Source organism: Alteromonas sp. G4i13, from assembly GCF_054960505.1.
Genome location: NZ_JBHNYX010000003.1, coordinates 52,162 through 72,385, shown reverse-complemented (window position 1 = coordinate 72,385; position 20,224 = coordinate 52,162). Strand labels below are relative to the sequence as shown.

Annotated in this window: 14 protein-coding genes; 11 read left to right on the top strand and 3 right to left on the bottom strand. The window is 43.6% G+C overall.

Going from position 1 to position 20,224, the window contains the following annotated elements; genetic code table 11:
• Positions 1 to 190: 190 nt before the first annotated feature.
• The 7 genes from ACFI6J_RS02110 to rmf all read left to right on the top strand — a co-directional run bounded on the left by ACFI6J_RS02110 (position 191) and on the right by rmf (position 12,783).
• The gene (locus ACFI6J_RS02110; protein ID WP_168533765.1) at positions 191 to 5,029 is read left to right on the top strand and encodes an NAD-glutamate dehydrogenase; all 4,839 of its coding nucleotides are present in this window, start codon (positions 191 to 193) and stop codon (positions 5,027 to 5,029) included.
• Positions 5,030 to 5,195: 166 nt separating this feature from the next.
• Positions 5,196 to 6,203 (top strand): quinone-dependent dihydroorotate dehydrogenase, encoded by a 1,008-nt coding sequence (pyrD, locus tag ACFI6J_RS02105; protein ID WP_014949553.1) that lies wholly within the window; start codon positions 5,196 to 5,198, stop codon positions 6,201 to 6,203.
• 67 nt (positions 6,204 to 6,270) lie between these two features.
• Entirely contained in the window at positions 6,271 to 8,367 is a 2,097-nt protein-coding gene (rlmKL, locus tag ACFI6J_RS02100; RefSeq protein WP_278343573.1) for a bifunctional 23S rRNA (guanine(2069)-N(7))-methyltransferase RlmK/23S rRNA (guanine(2445)-N(2))-methyltransferase RlmL, read from the top strand.
• Positions 8,364 to 8,597, top strand: a complete 234-nt coding sequence (locus ACFI6J_RS02095) for a glutaredoxin family protein (RefSeq protein WP_014949555.1) — start codon at positions 8,364 to 8,366, stop codon at positions 8,595 to 8,597. Before rlmKL ends, ACFI6J_RS02095 begins: the two co-directional genes overlap by 4 nt.
• Entirely contained in the window at positions 8,594 to 10,534 is a 1,941-nt protein-coding gene (gene uup, locus ACFI6J_RS02090; protein WP_462585644.1) for an ATP-binding cassette ATPase Uup, read from the top strand. The genes ACFI6J_RS02095 and uup overlap by 4 nt, the downstream gene beginning before the upstream one ends.
• Before the next feature lie 12 nt (positions 10,535 to 10,546).
• Entirely contained in the window at positions 10,547 to 12,304 is a 1,758-nt protein-coding gene (locus ACFI6J_RS02085) for a DUF3466 family protein (protein ID WP_061095051.1), read from the top strand.
• 302 nt (positions 12,305 to 12,606) lie between these two features.
• Positions 12,607 to 12,783 (top strand): ribosome modulation factor, encoded by a 177-nt coding sequence (gene rmf, locus ACFI6J_RS02080; RefSeq protein ID WP_014949558.1) that lies wholly within the window; start codon positions 12,607 to 12,609, stop codon positions 12,781 to 12,783.
• A 101-nt stretch (positions 12,784 to 12,884) separates the two neighbouring features.
• Here rmf and fabA read toward each other — a convergent pair whose 3' ends face one another.
• Positions 12,885 to 13,403 (bottom strand): bifunctional 3-hydroxydecanoyl-ACP dehydratase/trans-2-decenoyl-ACP isomerase, encoded by a 519-nt coding sequence (gene fabA / locus ACFI6J_RS02075; protein ID WP_014949559.1) that lies wholly within the window; start codon positions 13,401 to 13,403, stop codon positions 12,885 to 12,887.
• Between the two features lie 208 nt (positions 13,404 to 13,611).
• On the opposite strand from fabA, the gene ACFI6J_RS02070 reads away from it, so the two are divergent.
• Positions 13,612 to 13,899 (top strand): hypothetical protein, encoded by a 288-nt coding sequence (locus tag ACFI6J_RS02070; RefSeq protein WP_014976601.1) that lies wholly within the window; start codon positions 13,612 to 13,614, stop codon positions 13,897 to 13,899.
• A gap of 5 nt (positions 13,900 to 13,904) precedes the next feature.
• Here ACFI6J_RS02070 and ACFI6J_RS02065 read toward each other — a convergent pair whose 3' ends face one another.
• Both ACFI6J_RS02065 and ACFI6J_RS02060 read right to left on the bottom strand, forming a co-directional pair.
• Positions 13,905 to 15,536 carry a cryptochrome/deoxyribodipyrimidine photo-lyase family protein gene (locus ACFI6J_RS02065; RefSeq protein ID WP_049586300.1) on the bottom strand — a complete coding sequence of 544 codons (1,632 nt, stop codon included), beginning with the start codon at positions 15,534 to 15,536 and terminating at the stop codon, positions 13,905 to 13,907.
• A 12-nt stretch (positions 15,537 to 15,548) separates the two neighbouring features.
• The gene (locus ACFI6J_RS02060) at positions 15,549 to 16,856 is read right to left on the bottom strand and encodes a DASH family cryptochrome (protein WP_069944364.1); all 1,308 of its coding nucleotides are present in this window, start codon (positions 16,854 to 16,856) and stop codon (positions 15,549 to 15,551) included.
• Between the two features lie 111 nt (positions 16,857 to 16,967).
• Here ACFI6J_RS02060 and ACFI6J_RS02055 point away from each other — a divergent pair, with 111 nt between their 5' ends.
• Genes ACFI6J_RS02055 through ACFI6J_RS02045 form a run of 3 tightly spaced genes read left to right on the top strand, consistent with a single transcriptional unit; the run spans position 16,968 to position 20,073 of the window.
• Positions 16,968 to 18,392: a cryptochrome/photolyase family protein gene (locus ACFI6J_RS02055; RefSeq protein WP_069944365.1), complete on the top strand. Its 1,425-nt coding sequence runs from the start codon at positions 16,968 to 16,970 to the stop codon at positions 18,390 to 18,392.
• 3 nt (positions 18,393 to 18,395) lie between these two features.
• Positions 18,396 to 19,934: a cryptochrome/photolyase family protein gene (locus tag ACFI6J_RS02050; RefSeq protein WP_069944366.1), complete on the top strand. Its 1,539-nt coding sequence runs from the start codon at positions 18,396 to 18,398 to the stop codon at positions 19,932 to 19,934.
• The gene (locus tag ACFI6J_RS02045) at positions 19,921 to 20,073 is read left to right on the top strand and encodes a DUF2256 domain-containing protein (RefSeq protein ID WP_014949565.1); all 153 of its coding nucleotides are present in this window, start codon (positions 19,921 to 19,923) and stop codon (positions 20,071 to 20,073) included. The genes ACFI6J_RS02050 and ACFI6J_RS02045 overlap by 14 nt, the downstream gene beginning before the upstream one ends.
• The last annotated feature ends 151 nt before the right edge of the window (positions 20,074 to 20,224 follow it).

Sequence of the window (20,224 nt, the reverse complement as noted above, 5' to 3'; positions counted from 1 at the left end):
TTTGCATAGCTAAGCATTAAAAAGGGCCTTTAGGCCCTTTTTTTTGGGTGTTTTCTGCATACTTATCTATGCTGTTAATATAAGGTTAAAAATGGGCTTTCATTAGCGTCATTTATTAGAGAAAATAGTTAGGTACTCGGCACTTATACCAAGCTGGATTGGTATTACGACATTCAAAAAAGGTTAACAAATGACAGTCACCTCACAGCGACACTCAGTACTGCTAGACAATGTATTTGCACTTATCGACAAAAAAGTAGATACCAAGCAGAAGTCTCTTGTGCAGCAATTCGGACGTCTGTTGTATAAAAATATTTCAAGCGATGACCTAGAAAATCGCAACGACAGCGACCTTTATGGTGCAACACTTAGTTTATGGAATGGCTTGGCGAAGTTTGAACATACGTCGCCATACATACGCGTATTTAACCCGGAAATTGCCAAACACGGCTGGCACTCAAGCCACACAATTGTTGAGATTATTGTGTCGGATATGCCATTCTTGGTTGACTCGGTGCGCATGTTGCTAAATCGTTTGAACATCACCGCACATTTATTCCTTCACAGCCCAATTGGCATTAAGCGCGACAAAGCGAACAAAGTTGAAGCGTTTGCTGAGCCAGGTCAATCGCTTGAAGGTGCGAAAAAAGAAACGGTCATCTTTATCGAAATCGATAGACAAACATCGAAAAAAGATATCGATGCTCTAACACAAGAACTGCACTCTGTCGTTGATGAAGTTTCTTTGGCAGTTCAAGACTGGCAAGGTATGACAAATACCTTGCAAGACGTAATTAAAAACAATGCTAAATTTAACTGGCCTGTATCTGCAGAAGCCAAAAAGCAAACTAAAGCTTACTTAGAATGGTTAGGCGATCACAACTTCACAATGATGGGTTACCGTTATTATGACGTTAAAGCCATTGAAGGGGACCATAGATGGATCCCTCAAAACGACACCAGTTTGGGTTTGCTTAAAAACTCAGTAAACGACCGAGAGCGTTTGTTGTCTCGCTTACCTGCGTCGGCCCGTGCCGAAGCGCTTAGCAAAAACCCATTGATTCTGACCAAAACAAATTCACGCGCGCGAGTACACCGTCCTGCATATATGGACTATGTAGGCGTGAAGGTGTTTAACAAAGAAGGTCAGGTTGTTGGTGAGCACCGCTTTTTAGGTCTGTATTCTGCCTCTTTCTATAACAACAGCGTAACTCAGCTTCCGATTTTACGTGAAAAAATCAAACGTATTTGTGAGCTATCTGGTTTCGAGCCTGGAACTCACGCATACAAAGCGTTTGCAAATATTATAGAAACCTACCCACGAGATGAGTTGCTACAAACGCCAGCGGAAGAGCTAGCGCAAATTGTGATGGGTATTTTTCAAATGCAAGAGCGTGGAATTTCACGTTTATTCATTCGAAAAGATATTTTTGGCCGCTTTTTCTCGTGCATGGTGTTTGTGCCAAGAGAGCGCTATAACACCCAGTTACGCAAAGAAACCCAAGCGCTACTTAAAGCGTCATTGGGCGCAACTGAAGAAGTGGAATTTACTACGTTCTTCTCAGAGTCTGTATATGCCCGTACGCATTACATTGCTAGAGTCAACGACAACAACGCGGAATTCGATGTGAAGGAAATAGAGCAAAACATTATTGAGTTGACCAAAACCTGGAATGACAGACTCGCGTCAGCTATTTCAGCGGCACACGGTGAGGCTTCGGGTAAAGCGTTGGAACGCAAATACAACAATGCTTTCTCTCGCAGCTATATGGAGCATAACCTACCGTCAGCAGCGCTTGTAGATATTGGCAAACTAGAGATGTTAGACGACAACCACACATTGGATATGTTGTTCTATCGTCCACAAGAAGAAGACGCTGACAGCCAAGTAGTTAAGCTTAAGCTTTTCCACCGTGCCGAGCCTATTCATTTGTCTGACGTGTTACCGATGCTTGAGAATTTTGGGTTACGCGTAATCGATGAGAGCCCTTATAAAGTCACGTGTTCAGAAGGTGAACGTAACTGGGTCATGGACTTCACCATGTTACATAAAAGTGGTCAGCACTTTGACATGGAAAACGCCCAGATTCTCTTTCAAGATGCCTTTGCCAAAGTGTGGTACAAGACACTAGAAGACGACGCGTTTAACCGCCTTATCCTTGGCGCGAATATGACTGGCCGTAAAGTTACGGTACTCCGTGCTTATGCTAAATACATGCGCCAGACCGGCAGTTCTTTCAGCCGTGACTACATCGCAAACACACTAGCTAACTATCCAGACATTGCTCGTTTACTCGTAGACTTTTTCGACCAGCGTTTTAATCCTAAGAAAAAACGCAATGAGAAAAAAGAGGAAGGTATTCTTGAGACTATTAAGGAACAGTTAGATAACGTTAGCAACTTGGATGATGACCGAATTATTCGTCGTTATCTGGATATGATGTCTGCAACGTTACGTACAAACTTCTATCAGGCAGACGATGCCGGCAATGAAAAATCATATGTATCATTTAAGATGATGCCTGAACTCATTCCTGACATGCCATTACCACTGCCTAAGTTTGAAATTTTTGTTTACAGTCCTCGCGTTGAAGGTGTGCACCTGCGTGGCGGCAAAGTTGCCCGCGGCGGTCTTCGTTGGTCTGATAGACAAGAAGACTTCAGAACAGAAGTACTCGGCCTAGTAAAAGCGCAACAAGTTAAAAACACGGTGATCGTGCCGGTTGGTGCAAAAGGTGGTTTCGTTTGTAAGAACCTACCTGTAGGCGAAGGTCGCGCAGCTATTCAGGCTGAAGGCCAAGCATGCTATCGCACTTTCATCACCAGCTTGTTAGATATTACTGACAACATTGTAAATGGTGAAATTGTTCCTCCTAAGGATGTTGTTCGCCTTGATGATGACGACCCTTATTTGGTTGTTGCTGCAGATAAAGGCACCGCCACATTCTCTGATATCGCAAACGGTATTGCGGAAGAGTTTGGGTTTTGGCTGGGCGATGCATTTGCATCTGGCGGTAGTATTGGATATGACCATAAGAAAATGGGTATTACTGCACGCGGCGGATGGGAGTCGGTTAAACGTCATTTCAGAGAAATTGGTATCGACTGTCAGACCACTGACTTTACCGCTGTTGGTGTGGGTGACATGGCAGGTGACGTATTCGGTAACGGTATGTTGCTATCAGAGCATACGCGACTAATCGCTGCGTTTAACCATTTGCATATTTTCTTCGATCCAAGCCCAGATGCAGCAGCAAGTTATAAAGAGCGTCAACGCCTGTTTGAGAATCCAAGCCTAAGCTGGGAAGACTATGACAGTAAGCTGATTTCAAAAGGCGGTGGCGTATTTAGCCGCGCGTCTAAATCTATCAAGCTTACACCTGAAATGAAAAAGTGGTTAGGTACGCGTCAGCTAACGATGACGCCTAATGAGCTAATTCACAATATATTGAAAATGCCAGTCGACCTACTGTGGAACGGTGGAATCGGTACGTATATTAAGAGCAAGAAAGAATCTCACTCAGACGTAGGTGACCGTGCTAATGATGACTTACGCGTCAATGGTCGTGACGTACAAGCTAAAATTGTGGGCGAGGGCGGTAACTTAGGTCTAACGCAGTTAGGTCGTATTGAATATGCGTCTAACGGTGGCCGAGTTAACACTGACTTCATCGATAACGTAGGTGGGGTTGATTGCTCGGATAACGAAGTAAACATCAAAATCTTGCTTAACAGCCTAGTTAACGACGGTGAACTTACGCTTAAACAGCGTAATAAGTTGCTCTACGATATGACCGACGATGTAAGTCGAATTGTACTGAAAGACTGCTACCGTCAAACTCAGTCTATCTCTATTACTGAGTTAGCTGGCGTTAAGCAACTTAAAGAACAGCTTCGCTTTATCCACGGTCTTGAGCGTGAAGGTCAGCTAAACCGTGAATTGGAATTTATTCCAAGTGACGATGAGATTTCTGATCGCGTAGCCACGGATCAAGGTTTAACTCGCCCAGAGTTAAGCGTATTGATTGCGTACGGCAAAATGGTACTTAAAGATGCGCTTAATATTCCGGAAATTACTGACAATCCTTACCACGGTAAGTTGTTAGTAGAAGCATTCCCTAAAGTGCTCCGCGAAAAATTCGCAACACACATGCAACAGCATCCGCTTAGAAGCGAAATTATTGCGACTAAGTTAACCAACAACATGGTTAACGACATGGGCCTTAACTTCGTGTTTAGAATGCAGGAAGAAACTGGCGCAAGTGTGAGCGAAATTGCTGACGCATACGCAATTGTTCACGGTATCTTTAACATGAAGACGCTGTGGGAGCGCATCGAACAACTGGATAACGTTATTCCAGCTCAGCTACAGCTTAAAATGTTAGATGAAGCACGTAGAATTATGCGTCGCGCTTCGCGCTGGTATATTCGCCACGGTAATAAGACGCAATCCATTGAAGAAGCCATCGCGAGCTACCGTGGTACCTTCGATATTTTATCGAAGAACCTGCAAAACTACTTGGTTAAAAGCGAATTTACTCAGCTTGAAAACGCCACGCAGAAATACATTGATAAGGGTGTACCAGAAGACATCGCTTATCAGGTTGCAAGCTTCTCTAACATGTTCTCTAGCTTTGACCTTGCGCAAATCGTTGAAGCAGATAAGCATGATACCGATGTAGTCGCTAAGCTTTACTATCAGCTAGGTTCTCGTTTAGAGCTTCACTGGTTCTTAGATCAGATAAACAACCAGGCGGTAAGCAACCACTGGCAAGCGTTAGCTCGCGCCTCGTATCGTGAAGAGTTAGATTGGCAGCAGCGTTCCATTGCAGCAAATCTTTTAGCTTCTCGCGCAGACGTAAGTAGTGCAGATCAAATTCTTGATGAGTGGATTGAAAGCAATCAGGTCCTACTTAAGCGCTGGTATCACATGATGTCTGAGTTTAAGACCAGTACAACGCACGAATTTGCGAAATTTTCTGTCGCTTTACGTGAATTGATGCTTTTAAGCGTGAAGTCTAACCATTAGAATACACGCACCTTAATGATTTAAGCCCTGTTTATCAGGGCTTTTTATTGGCCAACTGAACATTACTGTACATTTTTTCAGCATCGCTTGTAAATGCAAACCTCATACAAGCGCAATATACGTTGATGATCAACAGGCCCTTAATTAGCGAGCGGTAAAAATAACCATGCAATCTCTAGTGCAAAAATTCTTGCTTCAGTGTGAACCTGAAAAAAGTCACGATTTCACCATTAACTGGTTAAACAAGACCCAACATACACCGCTGAAATGGATGTACAGCACACCGACGATAAAAAAGCCCGTTACCGTTGCCGGCATGACCTTCGATAATCCGGTAGGACTTGCCGCCGGTCTTGATAAGAACGGCGATTGTATTGATGCATTTGCGAGCATGGGATTTGGTTTTGTTGAGATAGGCACGGTAACGCCTCGTCCGCAGCCAGGAAACCCAAAACCTCGTTTATTCAGAATTCCGGAAAAGCACGCCATTATTAATCGCATGGGATTTAATAATAAAGGTGTTGATCATCTTGTCGAACAAGTGAAAAAGGCTCAGTTTAAAGGGCCTATTGGTATTAATATTGGTAAAAATAAAGATACCGAAGAAGCGAATGCGCTCGACGATTACCTGATTTGTTTAAACAAAGTTTATCCTTACGCAAGCTACGTCACTATTAACATTTCGTCACCGAACACACCTGGCCTAAGAAACCTTCAATACGGTGAAGCGCTCGATAAGCTGTTAGTTGGCCTAAAAGCAGCACAGGAAACGCTAACGCAAACCCACGGTAAATATGTACCGCTGTTCATTAAAATAGCGCCAGATTTGAGCGATGTGGAAATTGACAGTATCGCTGCCTCGCTAATTAACAGCAAAATGGATGGCGTAATTGCTACTAATACGACACTTTCACGTGATGCCGTTGCCGGATTACAGCACGCTGAGGAAATGGGCGGTTTAAGTGGCTCAGTTATGACAGATATGAGCTTAGAAGTAACACGCAAGCTAAACAAAGCACTTGACCGCGCTATTCCTATTATTGGCGTTGGTGGTATTGACTCACCCGAAGCGGCACAAGCACGCTTGGACGCTGGCGCATCACTGGTGCAGGTCTACTCGGCTTTTATTTATCAAGGCCCATCGCTCGTTAAACGCATCGTAAACGCGTTATAATATACCCAAACCAATCTCTCGTGTACGTGCTTTTTCTTAGGCACGTACATCAAAAACAGGTACATGAATGAATACTATTCTGGTTACGACCAGTCGCGGTCTTGACGAACTATTAAAACAAGAAGTGCTACGCCTTTGCCCTGATGCGCAAGTTAAGCAAGGGCCTGGCACTATTCAGTTTGAAGGCTCAAAAGAGGATGCGTATAAACTTTGCTTATGGTCACGCTTAGCTAACCGCGTAATTTGGGTGCTTGCATCAGGTAAAGCAGGCGATGCAGATGCACTGTATAACACGGCTATGGGTATTGACTGGCAAATGCAGATGGATTCACGTCATACCTTATCTGTACAGTTTATCGGCACAAACTTTGCCATAAAAAACACTCAATTTGGTGCGGTTCGTGTTAAAGACGCCATAGTAGATTCATTTGTAGAGCAAGGCTTACCGCGCCCATCAGTAGAACGAAAGAGCCCTGATATTTCTGTGTATGCAAGACTACATCGCGATAATGTAATTTTAGGCATAGATTTAGCAGGGGCAAGTCTGCACCAACGCGCATACCGACAAGAAACCGGTGACGCGCCGCTTAAAGAGCATATCGCAAGCGCAATGCTAATGCGTAGTGGATGGACAGAGAATACCGATGCGCCATTGGTCGACCTAATGTGTGGCTCGGGCACCATCGCGATTGAGGCAGCCTACATCGCTCGCAATATTGCGCCAGGTATAAAGCGTATGTATTGGGGCTTTACTAAGTGGCTCGGCCACGAAGAGAAGCTTTGGGATGATTTGGTAGAACAAGCTATTTCCGTTCAGAAGCCAAGCTGCAGTGGTATTTACGCGGGTGATTTCAGCCGTAAAATGGTAGCCATTGCGAAAGCCAACGCTGATTTTGCTGGCGTATTTAACGATATTTCGTTCTCACAGCAAGACGCAACAAAATCTTCTCCTCCCGTTTCCACACCAGGCTACGTCGTTTCAAACCCTCCTTACGGAGAACGTTTGGGCGAGCTAACATCGTTGATACCGCTATTTAGTGATTGGGGTAAGCGTTTTAAAGAAGCCTGGAAGGGATGGCATGTGTCGCTTCTTAGCAGCAATCGTGATTTGCTTCGGGTTTTAAAGCTTCGCGCCACCAAAGACTATGCCATGAATAACGGTAAGCTGGAATGTCGTTTAGCGAATTATGTGTTGGATGAAGAAAACACGGTACAGTTTAGCGAGGACGCTAGCAACCACGAGTTTGCCAATCGTTTGAAGAAAAACCTCAAACGCATGAAAGGCTGGATCAAGAACGCTAACACTAACTGTTACCGCATATACGATGCTGACCTGCCAGATTATAACGTTGCCGTAGATAGATATGGTGACTGGCTGGTCGTTCAAGAATACGCGCCGCCAAAAACGGTTTCTGAAGATAAAGCACGCAAGCGTCTGCAAGAAGTCTTGCTTCATTTGCCAGCAGTAACAGGTGTTTCACCAAAACAGATAGCGCTTAAAGTGCGTAGCCAACAAAAAGGTACAAAACAGTACGAGAAAATTAATCAGACTGGCGACATGATGGAAGTGTTTGAAAATGGCGCTCGTTTCCTGGTTAACCTTACTGACTACTTGGACACAGGCCTTTTCTTAGATCACCGTAATACCCGCCAAAAAGTGCAGGCGTTGTCCCAAGGTAAAGACGTTCTTAACTTGTTTTCATATACGGGTAGTGTGTCGGTATTCGCCGCTAAAGGTGGCGCAAAGTCTGTAACGACAGTGGATATGTCTAATACTTATTTAGAGTGGGCAAAGAAGAACGTAGCGCTGAACAAACTCACTGCGCCTCATGCTTTTATTCAAGCTGACTGCACCACTTGGTTAGGCACGCATAAAGGCAAATACGACTTAATTTTTATCGACCCACCTTCATTTTCGAATTCAAAGCGTATGCAAAATACGTGGGATGTGCAGCGCGACCACGTAAAAATGCTTACCGATGCTAAAGCGTGCTTAAAAGAGCAGGGGATCATCATCTTCTCTAACAACAAGCGTGGCTTTAAGCTAGACGAATCAGCCATCAGTGAACTGGGCTTGTCAGTAGACAATATTACCAAAGACACTATTCCAGAAGATTTTGCACGTAAAGGCAACATCCATCAGTGCTGGGTGCTAGGCTCATGAAAATTTATTTTTACACCGGGCCGCAATGTAGCCTGTGCGACTTAGCCGATGTTGAGCTTCAACAAACGTCTATGTTTTCATCGCTTAATATAGAGAAGGTTAACATTCGCACTAGCACTGAGCTTTATCATTTGTACGGTGCAAGGATCCCCGTTTTGAAACGGGCAGATAATGAAAAAGAAATCGGCTGGCCTTTTAATACAGCTGATTTAGAGGAGTTTCTTCAGTGAGCATTTTGCAGTTAAAAAACATCACTGTTATTTATGGGAATCCGCCGCTGTTAGACGGTGTCGAACTGGTTGTACAGCCTAAAGAGCGCGTCTGCTTAGTAGGTCGCAACGGTAGTGGTAAATCAACGCTAATGAAAGTTATCGCTGGCGATATTATTGCCGATGATGGACAGCGTATAATTGAAAATAATACGGTCATTGCGCGCCTAGAGCAGGACCCGCCCCAAACTACCGAAGTGACGCTTTTTGACTATGTTGCCGAAGGCTTATCTGACGTAGGTGAAACACTGAAAGCCTACTTTCATCAAACCCGTATCGTTGGTGAAGATCCTAGCGAATCGAATTTAAATAAATTACAGCGACTACAAGAACAGTTAGAAGCCAGAGACGCGTGGCAGTTTGAACAGCAAATTGAACAGACGCTAACCATGCTAAAGTTAGACCCTGAGATATCGCTATCTACTCTTTCTGGGGGATGGCGTAGAAAAGCAGCGCTAGCTCGTGCGCTTGTTCGACAGCCGGATTTGCTCCTGTTAGACGAACCAACTAACCACCTTGATATTGAAATGATCCGCTGGCTTGAATCCAGCTTGAGTAATTACCAAGGCGCAATTGTGTTTGTGAGCCACGACCGTGCATTTATACGTGCCATGGCTACGCGAATTATTGATCTAGACCGCGGCTCGGTTACGAGCTATCCGGGTAACTACGAAACTTATTTAGAAAAGAAACAGCACGATTTAGAGGTTGAAGCTTCACAAAACGCTGAGTTTGATAAAAAACTAGCGCAAGAAGAGGTATGGATTCGTCAGGGCATCAAAGCCCGCCGTACCCGCAACGAAGGCCGAGTAAGAGCGCTGAAAAAACTACGCGAGGAGCGTAAAGCGAGAAGAGCGGTTCAGGGCAATGCGGTAGTCAATCAACACCAGGGCGCGCGCTCTGGAAAGATGGTGTTTGAAGTAAAAGACTTAAGCTATAGCATTGAAGGCAAGCCTATTGTTAAAGGGTTAAACCTGAATGTTTTGCGTGGTGACAAGCTTGCTCTCATTGGTCCTAATGGTAGCGGTAAAAGTACGCTTATCAAGCTTCTACTTGGCGAACTCCAGCCCGATAGCGGCAACTGCAAACAAGGCACTAACCTTGAAGTTGCTTACTTTGACCAGCACCGCCACGGGCTGGATTTAGAAAAGTCTGTGATAGACGCGGTAGGCGACGGTAAACGCGATCTGATGGTAAATGGCCACCCACGCCATGTGATCAGCTATTTACAAGATTACTTGTTTACGCCTGAACGCGTTAATGCACCGGTTAAGTCGCTATCAGGTGGAGAAAAAAACCGCCTGATGCTAGCAAAACTGATGCTTAAACCGAGCAACGTTTTGGTGCTGGATGAGCCTACCAATGACTTAGACGTTGAAACCTTGGAAATGCTCGAAACCTTACTCAACGAATATACCGGCACCGTGCTTTTAGTAAGTCACGATAGGGAATTTGTTGATAACGTAGCAAATAGTAGCGTGGTATTCGAGGGTAATGGAATGCTTCGCGAATTTATTGGGGGTTTCACTGACGTAGAAAACTGGTATAAAGAGCAACAGGAAAAACGTCAGCAAATCGAAAAGGAAGAAAAAGCCAAGGTAAAGAATGAAACTAATTCAGCTTCAGACAGTCCTAGTGCTAAGTCTTCTCCCCGTAAGACGAAAAAGCTATCATACAAAGACCAGCGTGAACTTGAGTCCTTACCGAAAGAACTAGAAACACTTGAGGAAGAGCTTGAGGCTATGCAAGAAAAAGTGAACGACCCGGACTTTTTCAAACAAGACAGTGACATTACTGCCAAGGCGTTAGCCGAGTTGGCAGATAAAGAAGAATTACTTTCCCAGAAATATGCGCGCTGGGATGAACTAGAAAGTATGCTGGAAGATAATCAGCAGTAAATAGGATTTTAAATGAAACGAACTCAGCTTGCCGCCGCCGTTCTGTTGGCAACAGGAAGTGTTTCGGCATTCGCCGCGACCTATTCAGTGACGCCTCTTCCTTTACAGGATACCGCTAGAAACAATTTTGCTCGTTCGATTGATAACTCAGGCAAAATGTTGTCTGTCGTTCAACTGGAGTTCAATCCACCAATCGACGCAGAGCAGCTTGAAGAAGACACGACTTTTTTTGACCAGTTCGGTGAGAGTCTAGAAAACGAAGATGACGCACGCCAGGGTGTTTTTACAGACATAGACTACACCACGGTAGTAAACTATCTTCTATCGAACCCAAATCTTACAACGGGACAGAAGCTAGCGTCGTATAGAACCTATGCAACCGACACTCAAGATATATCATTAGTACCAGGTCTTGATGAAGTTACAGACAAATTTGATGACTATACGCGATCTGTTGAATCGACTGGTCGTGACAGCTTGAACGGTAACTTTATTGTCGGTGATTCTTCGGGACTGGTTGTTCTAGACCCATATGAGAACGAAGATGGCGATACATTAAACTACACGTATCCAGAGTCAGCACAACAAGCCTTTGTTCAAGCATCTGGAGAGACTAAAGTACTTCCAGCTGTTGATGACACTGTAGGAGGGTTCTCTTCAGCTCGAGCAATAAACGCAAACTTACAGGTTGCAGGTTTCAGTACTGTTAGTTTCCGCGATGATGTTGCCGATGCTGTTGAAACGTGTACAGACGATGAGTCTCGTGGTGACACATCTGAAGGTCGCTGCCTGTTTACTATTTATAATGGCGATTTTGCTGTTCCACGTATTTCTAGCTACTTCATTAATTCATCTACAAATTACTTACCGAGCTTCGTATTGCTGTCTGAGGTTAACGCTACCATTTGGCAGATCGATGTCAACGGCGATGTAATCAGCACCGATACCTACCCGTTATTATTTGAACCTGATGAAGACGATACACGCCACTATTTCACGTATGCCTATGACATAAATAACCAAGGTATCGCAGTCGGTGAAGGCCTTACTGGAGATCGTATTACGATAACGCGCCCAAATACATCAGGCAGGACTGAAAGTGAACGAGTTGCAACGGTTTTCAGAGACGGTGAAACCATTGAACTTCTTCCACGCGAAGAAAATATCATTAGCCAGGCTATCGCAATTAATGATGAAAATTGGGTGACGGGTGCAGTGCTTCGTTCACAAAGCGATATCGCACGCTCTCGTTTGTTTGTATACAACCTTGATACCCAAGAACAGCATTACCCTGATGGCTTCTTCGTGAGTGCTGGTGTGACTGCGAATGCCATTAACAATAATAATATCGTAGTGGGTAAGGCAGACGTGGATGCAACGAGTGATACGCTTCGCGATACAGCGGCATTTATGTACAACATTGATACTGAAGAGTTTACTAACTTAAATGATTTAGTTTCTTGTGATAACCCATATGAGCTAATTGAAGCAGTAGATATCAACGATGATAATGAGATCATTGCGAATGCGAGAATTAAAGCTACGAACAAGTATGTAACGGGTAACGATATAATTAATTCAGACGGTGAAACAGAAGAAATCGACTCCGTAGTGGCGGTTAAACTGTCTCCATTATCGAATGGTTCCATAGATGAATGTGAAATTCCTGAGGACGAACAGCCCTATGAGCGAAAAGGAGCTGCAACAGGTTTACTCGCATTTTTTGGTCTATTTGCTGCAGTATTTATGCGTAGACGTATAAAGAAATAGCTGACCATTTGGACAATATGTAATCAATATTAAAAGAGCCACCTATGCGTGGCTTTTTTTATGCCTAAAAAACGTAAAAAAAGACATATTTATGCATAAAAAATGTAACATAAATTTCATAGAAACTTCATTTATTTAAATTTTGTCAAGCCCTTTTATTTTTTATTTTTCTTGAACCATTTAGTTAATTGCACTATCACAGTATTGTACGCAATCACTTTTCCGGCACTATCAACCGAAATGATGTAGAGCGCTCGAGAAAATGATTTGTTGTACTTTCAACAAACAAAAGAGGCTAATCAATGAAAAGACAAAAAAGAGATAAACTGACACGCGCCCATTCGAAAGGCTATCAAGCTGGCATTAGCGGTCGTTCAAAGGAAAATTGTCCATTTCAGCAAAACGATGCACGTTCACAGTGGTTAGGTGGATGGCGCGAGGCAGTAGAAGACAGACACTTAGGATTAAGTGTTAAATAACACTTCTCTTTTATGAACTGATTATGCAAAAAGGAAAGCCCCTGAAAAGGGGCTTTTTTGTTGGTCAACGGTAATTGACCTTATAGCTCTATAAAGGCAGTCTAGAAGTTTGAGGTATCTTGGAACAAGCCAACTTTCAAATCTTTCGCTACGTAAATCTCACGGCCATCAACTTCTACTGAACCATCTGCCATACCCATGAAGAGTTTACGCTTTATCACGCGCTTCATCGTGATCTTATACGTTACCTTCTTAGCAGTTGGAAGGATTTGACCGGTAAATTTAACTTCACCTACACCTAAAGCTCGGCCTTTACCAGGGCCGCCGCTCCAACCTAAGAAGAAACCAACTAACTGCCACATCGCGTCTAGGCCTAGGCATCCCGGCATTACCGGATCACCTGGGAAGTGACAATCAAAAAACCATAAATCGGGGGTAATATCTAATTCAGCGATAATTTCGCCTTTCCCATGCTCACCGCCATCTTCTGTAATTGAAACTACGCGGTCCATCATTAACATGTTAGGTGCGGGAAGTTGACTGTTACCTGGGCCAAACATTTCACCACGGCTACACGCCAATAAATCTTCTTTGTTAAAACTATTTTTCTTCTCTGACATTCCCAACTCGTTGCTGTTATTAAAGTGACGCTGCTAATTTAGCGAACAGTTGTACGCCAAACAACTCTGAACAGTCATTTTTCTGAAGAAAAACGCATGCTAATATAGGTTTAGCAACTTTGGCTTGTACAAACATCGTTCTACACGTGTGATTTTTGTACGACTTCTAAATACAAGCTCTACAGTAACGTAACATTGTGTGAAAACTATGACAGAACAAACAACGAAAAAAAGCATTAAAAAGAGTGCCGCAGATAGAGCTAAAGCCAACGCTGATAAACAACGAAGGTTCAGAGAAAGGCAAAAAGACGCAGGTAAGAAACTTGTACGGGGCTATGTTAGCCCTGAAGCAAAAGCATGTTATGATGAAATACGCGACAAAACTGGCTGGACTGACAGTGAAGCTATGTCAAATGCCATGCGGCTTATGTACGCAGCTTACAAATGCGGACAAATTAAACTACTGAATGAATGGCTTCGCAAAAATAACCGTTAGCCGGTTTATTTAATTTTTGTTTTCAGCCATGCACGACTTGGACTATTTTGCATGGTGTGGCGTTTCACAATGCGATGCGCTTCTTTAACCACATCATCTCGCTCGCGATAGTCCCATAAGCGCTTTGCCGTGATGCGATTATTCTCTGTTATATCAACGAGCGGTTCAACGTAGTCGCGTTCAACGTCAAAATCTAACATTTGCGCTTCTAGGGGCGGCAATAAGTGAGGGGCGTGAACAGCTTCACTGGGTAATTTAGCAAGTTCTGGCACCCACTTCTTAATGAATACACCTTCAGGATCTAATTTTGAAGATTGTGTTGCAGGGTTGTATAACCGCACGGTGTGAATGCCGGTTACGCTAGCCTGCATCTGTATTTGGGGGTAATGAATACCTGGCTCAAAATCTAAGAACTGTGTTGCCAAATAATGCGCTGCCTTTAGCCAATGTACATTTAGGTGATGACACAGAAAACTGGTTACCATGGCGCGCATTCGAAAGTTTAAGTACCCGGTATACTTAAGTGCTCGCATGCAGGCATCTACCAACGGATAGCCGGTCAATCCCATTGTCCAAAGGTAAAAGCGACGCTCGGCTTCTGGACCATCTATAAACGGAAAGTTTTCGTATCCACTATTCATTGGTCGCCATTCAATACTGTGTTCGCTCTCAAATTTTTGAATAAAATGGCAGTGCCAATGTAACCGAGACGTTAAAGCGGCTAGGGCGCGACTCCATTGTTTTCTATCAGAATTCGGCAGTAACTTTTTCGTCTGCTTTTGATGTTGAACGCTTTGGTAAACTTGCTTAATTGATAGATTGCCCCATGCCAAGTAGGGACTTAAACGAGAACATGCCCGTCTTGCATATTCCGGCTTAGAAATATGTTGATGGTAGTATTGTCCTCTAGCATCGAAAAAATCTTTTAATACTTGCCAAGCACGCCTTTCACCGCCTGGCTGCATCTTGTTTAATTTTTTTAACTTGTCTAAAACATCTTGCCGATAATAATTCGATTTCTCGCTAAAATGAGTGCCGGTTTGACTAGTAATATGACAATCAAACAGACCAAGCTCATCTAAATTTTTGCAAGCAGTATTGATGTTGTTGTGCTGGGTCCAGTCGACCCAATTAACGCTGTTTATATCAATATCATAGGTTTTCGTTCTAAAGTGACGATCCCAGTTTTGCTGCCATTGCTCACGGTGAGGCAAACCACGCATTACTGCGCCATACTGGGACTCAATATGGTTTATTTTCTTTTTCTTCAAATAGTTACTTACTGAAATGTCACGGTTATGCGTAACGCTCAACCCTATTTCTTGGTAACTCCTAACCGCTGAAATGGCGTAGTGCTGGGCAATAAATTCGAGCGCATCAATAACTTCACAGTGTAAGGTCAGTAAACGGGCGTCTGAAGGCAACTGGGCGTTAATGTCGTCGATACTTTGCTGGATAAATTGCCAATGACGCATGTCCATATGCGGGTCGGCTATAAGGGAAGGTTCCCAACAAAAAAGCGGAAGAATGTTTTCGTTTTTTTCAACTGCACGGTAGAGAGGCTCGTGGTCTCGAAGACGAAGGTCACGTTTAAACCATATGACAGTCACAGATTGTTTAGAATGTACTGGAACCATATGACGAACTAACTACAACCACTTTTTACGAAATTGGCCGTCCGAATCATAAATCTCAGTCTGCTTTTGAAGGTTGAACTGTCTGTGGCCTCGAGGGTCGCTTCCAACACCAGCTAAGTAAAGCCAATTGCCCCAATTACTCCCCACATCGTAATCGATTAATTGATGCTCAAACCACGCTGCACCGAATCGCCAGTCCTGCCTTAGTTCGTGAACAAAACAGCTCGCAACCAGTTGCCTGCCTCGGTTTGACATATAGCCAGTTTCAGCGAGTTGTCGCATGCAAGCATCGACTATCGGATAACCGGTTTTTCCTTCGCACCATAACGCAAAGGTTTCCGGACAATGCTGTGTCGACGGCTTTTTACCCTGGATACCGCCAAAACGAAACCAATTGGCCCCGTATTTACACTGTAACCAGTGAAAAAATTCGCGCCAAAGTAATTCAAAATATATCCAATAAGTGGAATCGTTTTTTTCAACGGTTGCTTCAAACTGTTGAACTTGCCGAATGACTTCCCGTGCAGACAGCGACCCGTTCGCTAACCAAGCCGAAAGCTTGGTACTGTCTTGCCAAGTATCTAAAGCGTTCCTTGTGTCTTTATACGTTGCTGCAGCTTTCCAATCGAAGAGATAAGTATTTAAATGCGTCAGCGCTGCTGTTTCACCTCCAACAAACGATGATTGAGACGGGCTTGGTAAATCAGTATCAATGGCGAATAAAAAAGACTCATCTAATTGCGGTGTAAAAGGGCTTGGTAAGCTTTCCATGGGTGGATGGACAGGTAATGGCTTACAGTGCTTTTCCACTTTTCTGCGAAACGGACTAAAAACGTCGGGCATCTCTTTTATGTTGAAAGGAAGGGTTTGTGCATCAAATAAGCCAAACGTCGGAGTTTCTATTACTGTTACCGAATCGAAAAAGCGCTTTACTGCATTTAATTGTGCTCTCTCATCAAAACCACAGTGCTCGCTTACCCCAAGGTGAGAATATTGTCCGGACTTCATCAATTGAACTAAACACTCAGCAGGGTCGCCTTTGACAATGAGCAAATCATGTCCGAGCTTAGCTAATTGCCGTTTTAAATCCACGAGTGTTTGAAGCAGGAATGTGTGCCTATGTTTCCCCATAGGCGCAAAACCATATGTCGTAGGTGTAAACGCTTTATCATCAAGAATATAAAGAAAAGTAACCTGCTGAACTGCTTCACACAGCGCAGAAATAGCAGCATTATCGTGAAGTCTAAGGTCATGTCGAAACCAATATAAACCTCGTTGATTGTTGTTCGTACGTTTTGTTTGTTGGTGGTGATTTATCATACTAATTTTGAGTACTTTTTTACTATTTCTACGGATCCTGAATCCGAGTTTTATCGTAGTACATGCAATACGAATAATATTAAGATTTGGCGCAATGCCTGAGGAAAAAAAGTGACCGTTCCCGTTAGTATAATGTGGTTCAGACAAGACCTTCGTGTAAAAGACAATCCGGCCTTAAACGCTGCCTGTGATATGGGAAAAATAGTACCCATCTACATATATGATGACACTGCACCTAATGGCAGAGAGCCTGGGGGGGCAAGTAAATGGTGGCTGCATCATTCACTCTCGTCGCTCAATAAACGCTTGAACGGACATTTACAAATATTTAAGGGTGACCCACAGACACTTATTCCAAAGTTAATGAAGTCATTTAACGCTAAAGGTATCTTTTGGAATCGGTGCTATGAGCCATGGCAAATAAACCGCGATAAAACGATCAAGAAAACCTTAATCGAGCATGATTATGAAGCCCATAGCTGTAACGGCAGCTTACTATGGGAGCCAATGAAAGTATTGAAGAAAGACGGTACACCGTATCGCGTATTTACACCCTACTACAAGAAGGGCTGCCTGCAGGTTGAAGAGCCTCGTTATCCCAAAGCACCACCCGCACGTATTACTTATGCGGATGTCGACAACGACAGCGATGGATTAACATCGCTAGACTTACTCCCTTCCATCAACTGGGATGCAACCATTGAAAAAGAGTGGTCACCAGGCGAAGACGGCGCCGCTGATAATTTAGCTGACTTTATTGAAAATTCAGCACGTAAATACAAAGACGGCAGAGACATACCGTCAGCCAATGGGACATCGCGTTTGTCGCCGCATTTACACTTTGGTGAAGTGTCTCCAAATCAAGTTTGGTACGCGATAAAAGACAAGTTTGGAAATAGTGAAGACAAAAGCATTGAAACCTACTTGAGTGAGTTAGGTTGGCGCGAGTTCAGCTATTATTTGCTGTTCCATTTTCCTACTTTGCCTAATAAGAACTTCAACGAAAAGTTCGATAAGTTTCCTTGGCGCACAGATGCGAAAGCGCTTAAAGCGTGGCAAAAGGGAAATACAGGCATTCCTATCGTAGACGCTGGCATGCGCGAACTGTGGCAAACGGGCTACATGCACAATCGAGTTCGCATGATCGTGGGCTCGTTTTTAGTGAAAAATCTATTACTCAGTTGGCATGAAGGCGAGCGATGGTTTTGGGATACATTGTTGGATGCCGACCTTGCGAGTAACAGTGCAAGTTGGCAATGGGTTGCGGGTTCTGGCGCTGATGCTGCGCCTTACTTCAGGATATTTAACCCAATACTACAGGGCGAAAAATTTGATAAAAAGGGCAACTATGTGCGTAAGTATTGCCCTGAATTGAACAAGCTGTCAGACAAGTATATCCATAAGCCATGGGAAGCCCCTTCGGCGATATTGAAAGATGCAGGTATAGAACTTGGTAAGGAATACCCAAAACCTATTGTTGATTTAAAAGCATCGCGTCAACGCGCGCTAGACGCATTCCAAACATTAAAAGAGTAGGGTATGGCAGCACTCATTTTAGTTTTAGGCGATCAGCTTACCGAGACGTTGCCAGCGATTGCTAACGCAGTAAAAAGCAAAGACACAATTTTGATGGCGGAAGTACGTGAAGAAGCCACGTACGTTAAGCACCATAAGAAGAAGATAGCGTTTTTGTTTAGCGCAATGCGTCATTTTGCCAAAGCGTTGCGAGAAGACAATTTTAACGTTAACTATGTTCATTATAGCGACAAAAACAATCAGGGCGATTTGCTCGCTCAGGTTAAGCATGAACTTAACGGAAATGATTTTGACGAAGTAAAGGTGACTATGCCCGGAGAGTACCGCTTACTCAAAAGCATGGAGCAATGGGAAAACGTGCTTGGCATACCCGTTAGTATATGTGATGACAATCGCTTTTTATCGTCCCCACATGAATTTACGGACTGGGCTGAAGGCAAGAAACAACTTCGAATGGAGTTTTTTTACCGTGAGATGCGTCGCAAACACAACGTGCTCATGGAAGGAAAAAATCCCATTGGCGGTAAGTGGAATTACGATGCCCAGAATCGCGAAGTAATGCCTGAAACCCAGAGAGTACCGAAGCATTCTACGTTTGAGATTGATGACATTACTTCGAAAGTTATCGAGCTCGTAAAAAGCGAGTTTAGCGATCATTTTGGCGATATCAATCACTTCCACTTTGCGGTAACTCGAAAAGACGCACTCAGCGTATTGAATACTTTTATAGAAGAAAGATTACCTAACTTTGGTCAGTATCAAGACGCCATGGTGGAAGGCAAGCCTTGGCTTTACCATTCACATATCGCGTTTTATTTGAACTGCGGTTTATTGACGCCAAAAGAAGCCATTCATGCAGCCGAGCAAGCTTACCATGCAGGGAAAGTTCCACTGAATTCTGCTGAAGGGTTCATTCGCCAGATTCTGGGCTGGCGGGAGTATGTCAGAGGGTTCTACTGGCACTTTATGCCAAATCTAAAAACTGATAACTACTTCAATAACAGCCGCGCATTGCCCTCGTTCTTTTGGGACGCCCAGACGAATATGAACTGCATGCGCCAGTGTATTAAAGAAACGCAGCAGAACGCTTATGCCCACCACATACAAAGATTGATGGTTATTGGTAATTTTAGTCTTTTAACTGAACTTAGCCCTGAGGAAGTGCAGGCCTGGTATCTGTTAGTGTATGCCGACGCATATGAATGGGTTGAACTTCCTAATGTTGCAGGCATGATTTTGTATAGCGATGGAGGTAACCTAGCAAGTAAGCCCTACGTCGCAAGCGGAAGCTACATCAACAAGATGAGCAATTACTGCAAAAATTGCGGATACCAAGTTTCTAAAAAGACCGGACCAAAAGCGTGCCCGTTTAACTACTTATACTGGCACTTTATTGACAAACACAAGGAAAAATTGAGTAACAATCACCGCATGGCCATGATCTATAAAACCTACGGGCGAATGAAAGAAGAAAATATCGAAACTATGAAGCAAGATGCCTCAACATTCCTGGCTAAGCTAACGAAAAATGAAGAAGTCTGATTTACCCACCAAAATTTGTCCGGTTTGTCAGAGACCATTTACTTGGCGCAAAAAATGGGAAAAGAACTGGGAAAATGTACGTTATTGCTCAAAACGTTGCGCTTCATCAAAAAAGTCAAAACATCAAGAGCCTTGCTGACACAAAGCGAAAGCGCAGGTAATGAATTCATACCGTGAAAAATATTAACCCTTACCAAGACGACAAAGTAACAATGCGTTAACAAGTGTGACAAATGTAACCTTAATTGATTGCGCCACATAACAAACTTAGGATTGCGTTATATTAATTT

What these genes read in the sequence shown, in the direction of transcription:
- ACFI6J_RS02110 (WP_168533765.1), top strand. Translation starts at nt 191, where the DNA reads ATGACAGTCACCTCACAGCGACACTCAGTACTGCTAGACAATGTATTT.
- ACFI6J_RS02065 (WP_049586300.1), bottom strand. Translation starts at nt 15,536, where the DNA reads ATGGTTCCAGTACATTCTAAACAATCTGTGACTGTCATATGGTTTAAA.
- ACFI6J_RS02085 (WP_061095051.1), top strand. Translation starts at nt 10,547, where the DNA reads ATGAAACGAACTCAGCTTGCCGCCGCCGTTCTGTTGGCAACAGGAAGT.
- ACFI6J_RS02050 (WP_069944366.1), top strand. Translation starts at nt 18,396, where the DNA reads ATGGCAGCACTCATTTTAGTTTTAGGCGATCAGCTTACCGAGACGTTG.
- pyrD (WP_014949553.1), top strand. Translation starts at nt 5,196, where the DNA reads ATGCAATCTCTAGTGCAAAAATTCTTGCTTCAGTGTGAACCTGAAAAA.
- ACFI6J_RS02095 (WP_014949555.1), top strand. Translation starts at nt 8,364, where the DNA reads ATGAAAATTTATTTTTACACCGGGCCGCAATGTAGCCTGTGCGACTTA.
- ACFI6J_RS02045 (WP_014949565.1), top strand. Translation starts at nt 19,921, where the DNA reads ATGAAGAAGTCTGATTTACCCACCAAAATTTGTCCGGTTTGTCAGAGA.
- rmf (WP_014949558.1), top strand. Translation starts at nt 12,607, where the DNA reads ATGAAAAGACAAAAAAGAGATAAACTGACACGCGCCCATTCGAAAGGC.
- ACFI6J_RS02060 (WP_069944364.1), bottom strand. Translation starts at nt 16,856, where the DNA reads ATGATAAATCACCACCAACAAACAAAACGTACGAACAACAATCAACGA.
- fabA (WP_014949559.1), bottom strand. Translation starts at nt 13,403, where the DNA reads ATGTCAGAGAAGAAAAATAGTTTTAACAAAGAAGATTTATTGGCGTGT.
- rlmKL (WP_278343573.1), top strand. Translation starts at nt 6,271, where the DNA reads ATGAATACTATTCTGGTTACGACCAGTCGCGGTCTTGACGAACTATTA.
- ACFI6J_RS02070 (WP_014976601.1), top strand. Translation starts at nt 13,612, where the DNA reads ATGACAGAACAAACAACGAAAAAAAGCATTAAAAAGAGTGCCGCAGAT.